The sequence below is a fragment of the Microvirga yunnanensis genome (assembly GCF_025460875.1).
Genome location: NZ_JAMXFI010000109.1, coordinates 15,985 through 27,112, shown reverse-complemented (window position 1 = coordinate 27,112; position 11,128 = coordinate 15,985). Strand labels below are relative to the sequence as shown.

The following is an 11,128-nucleotide window of genomic DNA, read 5'->3' as shown; positions in this document are numbered from 1 at the left end:
GCTGAGGCCCGAACGTTCGACGCGCTCTGGCGAGCGCTCGGTGAAATCTGCGACTTGTTCGAGCCACACGAATGCTGGAACTACCTCAAGGCAGCTGGATATGCGTCCGTTTAACCGTCCGAGGCTCTAGAGCATCGGAGCCAAAAGCGGACCCACTTTTGGGATCAATCCGATGCTCCCCGCCTCAAGGGGCGCATCGTCCGGGACCCTGTCTTGATCGCTCGGCCGGATGGCGCCCCGTCGTCATCACCGGGCCCTGACCATCTTCTCCACGTCATCACCGGGCTCGTCCCGGTGATCCCGATTCCGAGAGGCGCCGTGCTCAAGACAATCGGGATGGCCGGCACAAGGCCGGCCATGACGTGCGGAGGGTGTTCGCACCGGCCCGTGCCACCCTCCACGTCATCACCGGGCTCGTCCCGGTGATCCCGATTGTCCGATGCTCAACTCTTGGCTGGCGCACCGTTGAGGGCGAAAAACCGGGTCCACTTTTTCGCACGGTGCGGTAATGTCCTTCGTTCGGAAGGAGCGAACCCGGCTCACCTCCGCAGCGACAGCGGGTTGTCGGAGAGCGCCGCCGCATCGGGCTGGTCGACGGCGGGCCGTCCGAGGAAGGCGTTCCAGAGCCTCTCCACGGTGTCCCGCTCCAGATCGTCAACGATGAAGACGAGGCGGCTGCGCCGGTCCTCGCTCGGCCAGCGCGGCAGCACGGCCGGGACGTGGATCACGTGCTGGACGCCGTGGATGACCACCGGATGCTCCGGATCCTCCGCGAGCGCCACGAGGCCCTTGACCCGCAACAGCTTCGCTCCCTGAGACGAGCGCAGGAGGTCGAGGAACATGTCGAGGGTGCCCTGGCGGACCGGCTGGTCGCTGGTGAGGCAGAAGGCCCGGATCCTGTCGTCTTGCCGGTTCACGTCGTGATGATGGTGGTGGTGGTCGTGCCCGTGATGGTGGTGATGCCCGTGCTGGTGCGCATGGCTCGCGTGCTCCGCCGCCTCCACGGCTTCCGTCTTCAGCCATTCGGCCACGTCGCCGATCTTGCCGTCGAGGCCGAAGAGGCCGCCGGAGACGACCGCCCCGGCCGGAGCATCGGCGTCCAGGAGAGCGGCGCCCGGGTTGAGCTGGCGTAGCCGTCCGCGCAGCCGGGCGGCGCCATCAGGGTCCTGAACCAGGTCGGTCTTGGTGATCACGATGCGCTCGGCGACGGCCGCCTGCTTCACGGCTTCCCGGTGCGCGTCCAGCGTGGCGGCGCCGTTGACCGCGTCGACCACCGTCACCACGCCTTCGACAGCGTACCGCAGGGAGAGATAGGGGTGGTAGAGCACCGCGTGCAGGATCGGTGCCGGATCGGCCAGACCCGTGGTCTCGATGATCACGCGCTTGAACGGCAGGATGCGGCCGTTGTCGCGCTTGCGCAGGAGGTCCTCGAGGGTTGCGATGAGGTCGCCGCGCACGGTGCAGCAGAGGCACCCGGCGGAGAGCAGCACCATGCCCTCGTCGACGGTCTCCACCAGCAGATGGTCGAGCCCGATCTCGCCGAACTCGTTCATGATGACCACCGTGTCCTGCAGGGCCGGATCCTTCAGGAGGCGGTTGAGCAGGGTTGTTTTGCCCGCGCCCAGGAAGCCGGTGAGGATGGTGAGCGGGATCGGGGCGGGAGGAATCATGGCGGTCATCCTGTCAATCGGCAATCCGCACCAGGGCGGCATCCTTCGGACCGCGCCGTCGGCGCTGTTCCAGCAGAACGTTGGCCACGATGGCGGCCAGCACAAGAGCCCCGCCGGCGATCTGCAGGGGGGCCAGGGTCTCGTTGAGGATCAGGGCCGACGACACGGCGGCCACCACCGGCTCGGCGCAGTAGAGGATTCCGGCCGCCACGGCCGAGATGCGCCCGAGGGCGAGGAACTGCAGGACGAACCCGCCCACGTAGCCGGCGATCGTCATCGTGACGGCGAAGGGCGCCAGGGCCAGGATCGACGGGGGCGCCAGCTGGCCGGCCGCGAGGCTGACGAGGATGGCGGTCGGCAGGATGATCAGCTGGATCCAGAACACCTTCGCCACCACGCCGGTTCGGGTGCAGCGCGCCGCCGCGAAGAACTGGACGGCCGTGGCGATGCTGGCCCCGAACGCGAGGGCCAGGCCGCGCCAGTCCAGGTCCGAAAAGGCAGGTCCGACCACAAGGCAGACCCCGAGGGTCGCGACGGCCACGATGGCGACGAGAGCCTGCGTCAGCGGCGTCCTCTCCACGAAGGGGCTCGCGAGGACGATGATGATGGGATAGGTGTAGAAGACCACGGCCGCGACCGTGACCGGAATGAAGGCAACGGACGAGAGATAGCCGATGCCCTGGAGAGCGCTGGAGACCCCGAGCAGGAGCAGCTTGCCCCGTTCCTTCCGCTCCATCGCGAGCGAGCTTCTCATGATGGCGGCGACGAGGCCCACCAGCACGAGCATCAGAAGAACCCGGTAGACCACGATGGCCGACCCGCTCGCCCCCGTGAAGGACGCGATGCGCGCGTAGACGATGTTGAAGCCGTAGAGGCCGGCCGACGCGAGGGCGAAGAGCAGGCCGTTGGCCGGAGAGGAGGAGCGGGTCATCACGACATCGGATTTGGGACGCCGCACCGTTCGCGCGGATCGCCCGCAAAAGCAAGGCATCAAGCAGAACGCCCGGTCGATGACCGGGCGTCGCAGGACATGAAAGGATCGCGGATCAGTTCGCGACGGCTTTGGGCTTTGCGGCGGCGTCCGCCTTCTGCGGCGCCTTCTTCGTGTCGGCGGGGGTCTTGGCGGCAGGCTTCGAGGAGCCGGACACCGGCTTGACCGCGATGCTGGCGCGCGGCTGATCCTTGCCTTTTGCCGTCGTCTTCACGGGCTCCTTGTCGGCGTCCTTGTCGTCCACCGCCGTGCCGGCCGTGTCCTTCGAAGCAGCCCCCTTGGCAGGCGCCTTCTTCGAAGTGGTGGCCTTCTTGGTCTTCGCCTTGCGGGCCTGCTCGGCCGCCTCTTCGGCGGCGGCCTGGGCGGCGAGCTCGGTCTCGGACGGAGGATTGAGCCCGATCCACACGCGCTCGGGCTCGACGGCCGCCCGGGGGCCCAGCACGGTGCGCACGGGCTTTTCCGTCGTCGCTCCGGCAAAGGCCATCACCTCGGAGGAAAACAGGTTCGGGATGTTGCTGTCGGTCTCCGCGACCGCCGGTGCGTCCTCTTCCTGCGGCATCGGTCCGCGCCGGTCGCAGATGACCGGGCGCATGTCCGGCGGCGTGGTGTTGGCCGAGGCTGGCAGGGCCGCGAGTTCCGGATTGGTGAAGTTCACCTTGCTGCTGAAGCCGCGGTCGAACAGCTCGGCCGCCTTGATGGTGCGCTCGTTGGCCGAGGGCGCGCCGAGCACGACCGTGATGAGGTGGCGGCCGTTCCGGGTGGCGCTGGCCACCACGTTGAAGCCGGCCGAGCAGATGAACCCGGTCTTCATGCCGTCGGCGCCCGGATAGCGGCCGATGAGCCCGTTGGTGTTGCGCATGATGCGCCGGCCGAACTGAACCGCCCCGATGTCGAAAAGATCCCGGTACTGGGGGAATTCCAGCAGCAGGGCGCGAGCCAGGATCGCCATGTCCCGGGCCGAGGTCTGGTTGCGGTCGTCCGGCAGGCCGTGCGGATTGGCGAAATGGCTGCTCACCATGCCGAGGCGCTGGGCATGGGCGTTCATCAGCTCGGCGAAGCCGTCGATGGAACCGCCGATGTTCTCCGCGATGGTCGCCGCGATATCGTTGGCCGACTTCACCATCATGATCTTGAGGGCATTGTCGACGCGGATCTCTGTGCCGGGCTTGAAGCCCATCTTGGACGGAGGCAGGGCCGCCGCGCCGTCGGTGACGGTGAGGAGCGTCTCCATGCTCATCTGGCCCGAGCGCACCTTGTCGAGCGCCACGTAGGCGGTCATCAGCTTGGTGATCGAGGCCGGGTACCAGGGGTCGGTCGCCCGCTCCGCGTGCAGCACGCGGCCGGATTCGAGTTCAACGACAAGAGCAGGGCCGCCGGCGGCCAGAGCCGAACCACCCATCAGGGCGGCAAGGGCAAAGGCTGTCACGCGGAGGGCTCGGCTAACGTTCATGCGGAACGACTCCTTGGCTTCGTCCAACGATAGGAGAGGATCTCGATCAAGCCCCGCCTGTCAGCTGGGCCATTTTTAGTCCCAAACCTAGACCTTGGCTAGGCTGGGTGGATTTTTGCTTGTTTGTACGCCCTTCTTAACGAAATCCGTGGCAAGAGAGTGGCAAGAGCGGCGCGGTTTGAAGATCGATATGACAACATCCCTTCTCTGGATTCCGGTGACCCTGGCCGCCGCGGCCGCCCAGACCGGACGCAACGCCACCCAGCGGCGCCTGACCGAGACCATCGGAACCGTGGGGGCCACGCAGGTTCGTTTTCTCTACGGATTTCCTTTCGCGCTCCTGGCCCTGGTCGTGATGAACCTCGTGACGGGAGAGGTTGTTCCGGGGCCGAACGCCACCTTTCTGGCCTACGCTCTCACCGGCGCCGTGACCCAGATCCTGGCCACCGCCCTCATGCTCGCGGCCATGCGGGAGCGCGCCTTCTCGGTGGTGACCGCCTACACGAAGACGGAACCGGTGCAGGTGGCCCTGTTCGGCCTGGTGCTGCTGGGGGACCGCCTGACGCCCGCCATGGCGCTGGCGATCCTGGTGGCGACCGGCGGGGTTCTGCTCATGTCCATCAAGCCGGGCACGAACCTTGCCTCGTCCGGCCCGAAGCCCGTTCTCTTCGGGCTCGCCTCGGGGGCCTTCTTCGCCCTGGCGGCCATCGGCTTTCGCGGCGCCATCCTGTCGCTCGACGGGGGCTCGGCCCTGATCCGGGCCTCCACGACCCTGGTCTGGGGCTTGGGCTTGCAGACAGCCATCCTCCTGATCTGGCTCGGATTCTTCGACCGCAAGGCCCTGGTGGCGAGCTTCGCGGCCTGGCGGCCCTCCCTGGGAGCAGGCTTCCTCGGCGCGCTCGCGTCCCAGTTCTGGTTCATCGGCTTCGCGCTCACGACAGCCGCGAACGTGCGCACCCTCGCCCTCGTCGAGGTTCTCATGGCGCAGGCGGTGTCCCACCGCTTCCTGGCGCAGACGACCAGCCGACGGGAACTGGCCGGCATGCTGCTGATCCTGGCGGGGGTCGGGTTGCTCCTGTGGGCGCAACGTTAGCTTGTCGCTGCGGCAGACGCATGTTAATGAACATTGTTTCGTTTCCTGTGACCGTGATCGGACCTGCTCCCCATGACCGATGCCGCTGAGATCGCTCAACCCGCCTACCGCGTCCTTCAGGTCGGCGATCCGGTGCCCTGGTTCAGGCAGAACTCATCGAGCAATCCGAACTACAGCTTCGATACCGTGGCCGGGCGTTACGTCGTCCTGTGCTTCTACGGCACGGGCTCCGACGAGGCCGGGCGCGCGACCCTCGACTGCTTTCAGGAGGAGCATCGCGACCTGTTCGACGACGACCGGATCGCGATTTTCGGCGTCAGCGTCGACCCGTCGGACGAGGCGGAGGCACGGGCGAAGCAGATCATCCCGGGCATCCGCCATTTCTGGGATTTCGACGGGGCCGTGGGGCGCCTCTACGGGGCGCTTCCGCGCAACACCCCGGCGGGTCCGTCGCAGATCCCGATCCGGCGCTTCTGGATGGTGCTCAATCCGACCCTGCGCGTGCGCGCCGTCTTCCCCTTCGAGCCGGACGGGAGCGACCGCCACAAGGTGATGGCCTATCTGCGGGCTCTGCCGCCGGTCGACCGGTTCGCCGGCTTCGAGATGCCGGCGCCCGTGCTCGTCATCCCGGACGTGTTCGAGCCCGAATTCTGTCACCATCTGATCGGTCTCTACGAGCGGCATGGCGGCCAGGAATCGGGCTTCATGCGCGAAGTCGGCGGCAAGACCGTGGCGGTCCACGATCCGAACCACAAGCGGCGCAAGGACTATACGATCGAGGATCCGAACCTGATCCGTCAGGTGCAGCACCGCATCATTCGCCGGATCAATCCGGAGATCGAGCGGGTGCATTTCTTCAAGCCCACCCGCATGGAGCGCTACATCGTCTCCTGCTACGCGGCCGAGGACGGCGGGCATTTCCGGGCGCACCGGGACAACACCACGAGCGGCACGGCCCATCGCCGCTTCGCCGTCTCCATCAATCTCAACGGCGATTTCGAGGGCGGGGAGGTCAGCTTCCCGGAATACGGCCCACGCAGCTACAAGGCTCCCCCCGGCGGCGCCGTGGTGTTCTCCTGCCCGCTGCTCCACGCGGTGTCGCGCGTCACGCAGGGCCGGCGCTTCGCCTTCCTGCCCTTCCTCTATGACGAGGAGGCGGCCAGGGTCCGCGAGGCGAACAACGCCCATCTCGGCGAGGGCGTGGGCGCTTACAGGGCCTGACCCCGGTCCTCCGACCTCAGCGCGAGCGGCAGGACGGTGTCCCGGGTGAGCGGGGCCAGCGGCGCCTCGCCCGGTTCGCGCGGATCGACCCAGGCATATTCCTCGATCTCGGCCCGGCAGACGAGCGCACCGGCAAGCCTCACCGCGTAGAGGGCGGCCCGCACCCGCCGTCCCGGCTCGTTCGCCGCCGGAGCCTCGAAGGTGCCGAGGCCCGTCACGGAGCCCGGCACGAGGCCGCAGCCGAGTTCCTCGCGGAGTTCCCGGTCGAGCGCGTCCAGATCGCCTTCGCCCGGCTCGCGCTTGCCGCCGGGCTGCATGAAGCTTTCCGTGCCGCGCTTGCGCACGAGCAGGACATGGCCGCGTCCGTCGCGCACCAGGGCGGCGACGATGTCGATCACCGTTCGCCCGCCTTGATCCATTTGTCGACCTTCGGCGGTTCATAGGAGCGCACGGCCTCGACCAGGGCGGCGGGCTTGCTCTCGACGATCAGCATCGCCCGGTGGATCGGCTTGACGAAGCTGCGGTCCACCACGTCGTCCAGGAAGTCCGTCAGCTTGTCGTAGAAGCCGCCCGCGTTCAGGAGCGCGCAGGGCTTGCGATGGTAGCCGAGCTGCGCCCAGGTCCAGACCTCGAACAATTCCTCGAAGGTGCCGAGCCCGCCGGGCAGGGCGACGAAGCCATCCGCGAGTTCCGCCATCAGGGCCTTGCGCTCGTGCATGGAGCCCACCACCCGCAGATCGCTCAATCCCCGATGGGCGATCTCCTTGTCCACCAGGGCCTGCGGCATCACGCCGATCACGTGGCCGCCCCTCGCCAGGACGGCGTCCGCCACGGCCCCCATGAGGCCCACGGAGGCGCCGCCATAGACCAGTTCGATGCCGTTGGCCGCCAGGGTTTCGCCGAGGGACCGGGCTGCCTCGAGATAGACCGGATCCTGGCCGCTGCTCGAGCCGCAGAAGACACACAGTCGCATGGGATTGTCCTTCCTGATTCGCGTCGGGATCGATGAACGACAGGTTCGCGCCGAGCTCAAGGCCCGGGGACCCGTTCCGGGCGCAGACCTGCCATCGCATGTCCGACTTGCTGAAAGCTCCGAAGAGGGCCACCTTGTCTCCCAACGAGACAATCCCCGAGGAGACATCCATGACCGCCTGCATCGTCGGCTGGGCCCATACCCCGTTCGGCAAGCTCGACAGCGAGACCGTCGAGAGCCTGATCGTCCGCGTCGCCAACGAGGCGCTCGAACACGCGGGGCTCGGGCCCGAGGACGTGGACGAGGTGGTGCTCGGGCATTTCAACGGCGGCTTCTCGGCCCAGGACTTCACTGCCTCCCTGGTGTTCCAGGCCAGCGACAAATTCCGCTTCAAGCCGGCGACCCGAGTCGAGAATGCCTGCGCGACGGGTTCGGCGGCCGTGCACCAGGCGATCAAGACCATCGAGGCGCGCCGCGCCCGAACCGTGCTGGTGGTCGGCGTGGAGCAGATGACGACGACGCCCGGCCCCGAGATCGGCAACATCCTCCTCAAGGCCTCCTATCTGCCCGAGGACGGCGGCACGCCGGGCGGGTTCGCGGGCGTGTTCGGCAAGATCGCCGGCACCTATTTCCAGCGCCACGGCGACCAGTCCGACGCCCTGGCCATGATCGCGGCGAAGAACCACCGGAACGGCGTCGACAATCCCTACGCGCAGATGCGCAAGGATCTGGGCTTCGACTTCTGCCGGGCCGAGAGCGAGAAGAACCCGTACGTGGCCGGTCCCCTCAAGCGCACCGACTGCTCGCTCGTGTCGGACGGCGCAGCCGCCCTGGTGCTCGCCGATACCGAGACGGCTCTGCGGATGAAGCGCGCGGTGGCTTTCCGGGCCACGGCCCACGCGCAGGATTTCCTGCCGATGTCGAAGCGCGACATCATCGCGTTCGAGGGCTGCGCGGAAGCCTGGCGGCGTGCCCTGTCGCAGGCCGGAATCCAGCTCACTGACCTGTCCTTCGTGGAGACCCACGACTGCTTCACCATCGCGGAGCTGATCGAATACGAGGCCATGGGCCTGACCCCGCGCGGGCAGGGCGCCACGGCCGTCAAGGAAGGCTGGACGAACCGCGACGGCAGGCTGCCGGTGAACCCCTCCGGCGGCCTCAAGGCCAAGGGCCATCCCATCGGGGCGACGGGCGTCTCCATGCATGCCCTCTCGGCCATGCAGCTCTGCGAGGAGGCCGGCGGCATCCAGGTGAAGAACCCGGTGCTCGGCGGCATCTTCAACATGGGCGGCGCCGCGGTGGCGAACTACGTGAGCGTGCTCGAGCGGATCAAGTGACGAGGCACAAGGCGCTCGGCCATTCGGCTGGCGCTCCGGCCAGGAATGAAGCCGTTCGGCTGTCATGGCCGGGACAAGCCCGGCCATCCCGATGCGGTGTGGCGCGGCGCTTCACCGACGCGTCATCACCGGCACAAGGCCGGTGATGACGTCGCAAGTGGCTTTGACTCATTCCCCCGGAGCCTTGGCCTGGATGGCCAGGGCGTGCAGGCCCCGGTCGAAGGCGCCTTTCAAGGTCTCGTTGACGAGCCTGTGACGCTCGACCCGGCTCTTGCCGGAGAAGGCGTCCGACACGATATAAACCTGGAAATGAGTTTCTCCGCCCTCCCGCCAGCCGGCATGGCCATGGTGCTTTTCTGATTCGTCCGTGACGGTCAGTTCGGTCGGCTGCAGGCTGTCCTGCAAAGTCCGTGTGATCCAGTGCTGAAGGGTCATGCTGATTCGTAAACCTTTTTGAACGGGTCTGCGGCGAAAAGCGTTCAGGCCTTGGCTCAAGGCCCCAAGCCACTCATAATCGCTGAATCATGGATCTCAACTCGCCTCTTTTCGACCGCATCCGGATCAAGCCCTCCTGCGAGGAGCCGCAGGAGACCAAGGGGCCCGTGTGCGAGCACCCCTCCTGCAAGGCGGCAGGGGAATACCGCGCCCCCAAGGGGCGCGACCGGGAGGGCCAGTACTGGCGCTTCTGCCTCCAGCACGTGCGCGAGTACAACGCGTCGTACAATTACTTCGCCGGCATGTCCGACTCGGCCGTGGCCGCCTTCCAGAAGGATTCCATCATCGGCCATCGCCCGACCTGGACCATGGGCATGAACGCCTCCGGCCAGGGCGACGAGCAGGGCGCCAAGGCTCAGCCGCGGGACTGGGGCTATTTCGACCCGCTCGGGATCCTCAAGGGCGAGGATTTCACCCAGGCCCGGACCAGCCGGGCCCGGCCCGAGCCGAAGCAGCCGCGCCATACCGGAGCGGTGCGCCGGGCCCTCGACATCCTGGGTCTCGACGAGACCGCCGACGGACCGGCCATCAAGGCCCAGTACAAGGCCCTGGTGAAGCGTTTCCACCCGGACGCCAACGGGGGCGACCGTTCCTTCGAGGAGCGCCTGCGCGACATCATCAAGGCGCACGACGCCCTCAAGACCGCCGGCCTGTGCTGAACCGACATCCGTTCAGGCAAGGCTGCTAGGCGTATTAGGAAATTGCGCCATTCCGTCATGGAGGTTAAGAAGCCCATGACGTTTTCGAGACACCCTTCAAAGACCGAGAGGCCCCTATGACGGCACAAACCGAGACAGCGACCCTTCTGCCTGACATGAAGGTGTCCGTGCGACAGGTCTTCGGCATCGACTCGGATCTGGAAGTTCCCGCATTCTCGCAGGCCGAGGGGCACGTGCCCGACCTCGATCCCGACTACCTGTTCGACCGGGACACGACCCTGGCGATCCTGGCGGGCTTCGCGCGCAACCGCCGCGTCATGATCACGGGCTATCACGGCACCGGCAAGTCGACCCATATCGAGCAGGTGGCCGCCCGCCTCAACTGGCCCTGCGTGCGCGTGAACCTGGACAGCCACGTGTCCCGCATCGATCTCGTCGGCAAGGACGCCATCGTGCTGCAGGAGGGCAAGCAGGTCACGGCCTTCCAGGACGGCATCCTGCCCTGGGCCCTGCAGAACAACGTGGCCCTCGTGTTCGACGAATACGACGCCGGCCGCCCGGACGTGATGTTCGTGATCCAGCGCGTGCTGGAGCAATCGGGCAAGCTCACGCTCCTCGACCAGAAGCGCGTGATCCGGCCTCACCCGGCCTTCCGCCTCTTCGCCACGGCCAACACCGTGGGCCTCGGCGACACCTCGGGCCTCTACCACGGCACCCAGCAGATCAACCAGGGCCAGATGGACCGCTGGTCCATCGTGACGACGCTCAACTACCTGCCGCACGACAAGGAGGTGGACATCGTCCTCTCCAAGGCGAAGCACTACCAGGAGGATGCGTCCGGCCGGGACATCGTCAACAAGATGGTGCGCGTGGCCGACCTCACCCGCTCGGCGTTCATGAACGGCGATCTCTCGACCGTCATGAGCCCGCGCACGGTGATCACCTGGGCGGAGAACGCCGAGATCTTCGGCGATACGGGCTTCGCCTTCCGGGTCACCTTCCTCAACAAGTGCGACGAGCTCGAGCGCGCCCTGGTGGCCGAGTTCTACCAGCGCTCCTTCGGCAAGGAGCTGCCGGAGAGCGCCGTGAACATGGTGCTGAGCTGATCGACGACCCGGCATCCTCACCCTGAGGAGCAGAGCGTCTCGAAGGACGCGGATGCCAGGTCTGGAGATTTCTGGAAGCGCCCTCGTTCTCCGAGGCGGCCTTCGGCCTCCCTGGAGCGAGGGCTTATCGGAA

The 11,128-nt window shown here is 67.0% G+C and carries 11 protein-coding genes; 5 read left to right on the top strand and 6 right to left on the bottom strand.

The window, feature by feature from the left end; genetic code table 11:
• Positions 1 to 539 precede the first annotated feature (539 nt).
• The 3 genes from NF876_RS33720 to NF876_RS33710 all read right to left on the bottom strand — a co-directional run bounded on the left by NF876_RS33720 (position 540) and on the right by NF876_RS33710 (position 4,111).
• Positions 540 to 1,679 carry a CobW family GTP-binding protein gene (locus NF876_RS33720; protein WP_262272513.1) on the bottom strand — a complete coding sequence of 380 codons (1,140 nt, stop codon included), beginning with the start codon at positions 1,677 to 1,679 and terminating at the stop codon, positions 540 to 542.
• Between the two features lie 4 nt (positions 1,680 to 1,683).
• Positions 1,684 to 2,601 carry a DMT family transporter gene (locus NF876_RS33715; RefSeq protein ID WP_262272512.1) on the bottom strand — a complete coding sequence of 306 codons (918 nt, stop codon included), beginning with the start codon at positions 2,599 to 2,601 and terminating at the stop codon, positions 1,684 to 1,686.
• 115 nt (positions 2,602 to 2,716) lie between these two features.
• Entirely contained in the window at positions 2,717 to 4,111 is a 1,395-nt protein-coding gene (locus NF876_RS33710; protein WP_262272511.1) for a D-alanyl-D-alanine carboxypeptidase family protein, read from the bottom strand.
• 190 nt (positions 4,112 to 4,301) lie between these two features.
• Between NF876_RS33710 and NF876_RS33705 the strand changes: the two genes are divergently transcribed.
• Positions 4,302 to 5,204, top strand: coding sequence for a DMT family transporter (locus NF876_RS33705; protein WP_262272510.1), 903 nt, complete (start codon positions 4,302 to 4,304; stop codon positions 5,202 to 5,204).
• A 72-nt stretch (positions 5,205 to 5,276) separates the two neighbouring features.
• A complete protein-coding gene (locus tag NF876_RS33700; RefSeq protein WP_262272509.1) occupies positions 5,277 to 6,425 on the top strand; it encodes a 2OG-Fe(II) oxygenase in 1,149 nt (382 codons plus the stop codon).
• Here NF876_RS33700 and NF876_RS33695 read toward each other — a convergent pair.
• Together NF876_RS33695 and NF876_RS33690 are read right to left on the bottom strand one after the other, a co-directional pair.
• Positions 6,413 to 6,823 carry an NUDIX hydrolase gene (locus NF876_RS33695; RefSeq protein WP_262272508.1) on the bottom strand — a complete coding sequence of 137 codons (411 nt, stop codon included), beginning with the start codon at positions 6,821 to 6,823 and terminating at the stop codon, positions 6,413 to 6,415. The genes NF876_RS33700 and NF876_RS33695 overlap by 13 nt on opposite strands.
• Positions 6,820 to 7,398 (bottom strand): LOG family protein, encoded by a 579-nt coding sequence (locus NF876_RS33690; protein ID WP_262272507.1) that lies wholly within the window; start codon positions 7,396 to 7,398, stop codon positions 6,820 to 6,822. The genes NF876_RS33695 and NF876_RS33690 overlap by 4 nt, the downstream gene beginning before the upstream one ends.
• 170 nt (positions 7,399 to 7,568) lie before the next feature.
• Between NF876_RS33690 and NF876_RS33685 the strand changes: the two genes are divergently transcribed.
• Entirely contained in the window at positions 7,569 to 8,735 is a 1,167-nt protein-coding gene (locus NF876_RS33685; protein WP_262272506.1) for an acetyl-CoA acetyltransferase, read from the top strand.
• Positions 8,736 to 8,903: 168 nt separating this feature from the next.
• Here NF876_RS33685 and NF876_RS33680 read toward each other — a convergent pair whose 3' ends face one another.
• On the bottom strand, positions 8,904 to 9,170 hold the full coding sequence (locus NF876_RS33680) for a BolA family protein (protein ID WP_262272505.1): 267 nt from the start codon (positions 9,168 to 9,170) through the stop codon (positions 8,904 to 8,906).
• An 89-nt stretch (positions 9,171 to 9,259) separates the two neighbouring features.
• Between NF876_RS33680 and NF876_RS33675 the strand changes: the two genes are divergently transcribed.
• Positions 9,260 to 9,889: a J domain-containing protein gene (locus tag NF876_RS33675; RefSeq protein WP_262272504.1), complete on the top strand. Its 630-nt coding sequence runs from the start codon at positions 9,260 to 9,262 to the stop codon at positions 9,887 to 9,889.
• 116 nt (positions 9,890 to 10,005) lie between these two features.
• Positions 10,006 to 10,995, top strand: a complete 990-nt coding sequence (gene cobS / locus NF876_RS33670; protein WP_262272503.1) for a cobaltochelatase subunit CobS — start codon at positions 10,006 to 10,008, stop codon at positions 10,993 to 10,995.
• The last annotated feature ends 133 nt before the right edge of the window (positions 10,996 to 11,128 follow it).

Coding starts and splice junctions, on each gene's coding strand:
- NF876_RS33720 (WP_262272513.1), bottom strand. CDS start 1,679: ATGACCGCCATGATTCCTCCCGCCCCGATCCCGCTCACCATCCTCACC.
- NF876_RS33715 (WP_262272512.1), bottom strand. CDS start 2,601: ATGACCCGCTCCTCCTCTCCGGCCAACGGCCTGCTCTTCGCCCTCGCG.
- NF876_RS33710 (WP_262272511.1), bottom strand. CDS start 4,111: ATGAACGTTAGCCGAGCCCTCCGCGTGACAGCCTTTGCCCTTGCCGCC.
- NF876_RS33705 (WP_262272510.1), top strand. CDS start 4,302: ATGACAACATCCCTTCTCTGGATTCCGGTGACCCTGGCCGCCGCGGCC.
- NF876_RS33700 (WP_262272509.1), top strand. CDS start 5,277: ATGACCGATGCCGCTGAGATCGCTCAACCCGCCTACCGCGTCCTTCAG.
- NF876_RS33690 (WP_262272507.1), bottom strand. CDS start 7,398: ATGCGACTGTGTGTCTTCTGCGGCTCGAGCAGCGGCCAGGATCCGGTC.
- NF876_RS33685 (WP_262272506.1), top strand. CDS start 7,569: ATGACCGCCTGCATCGTCGGCTGGGCCCATACCCCGTTCGGCAAGCTC.
- NF876_RS33680 (WP_262272505.1), bottom strand. CDS start 9,170: ATGACCCTTCAGCACTGGATCACACGGACTTTGCAGGACAGCCTGCAG.
- NF876_RS33675 (WP_262272504.1), top strand. CDS start 9,260: ATGGATCTCAACTCGCCTCTTTTCGACCGCATCCGGATCAAGCCCTCC.
- cobS (WP_262272503.1), top strand. CDS start 10,006: ATGACGGCACAAACCGAGACAGCGACCCTTCTGCCTGACATGAAGGTG.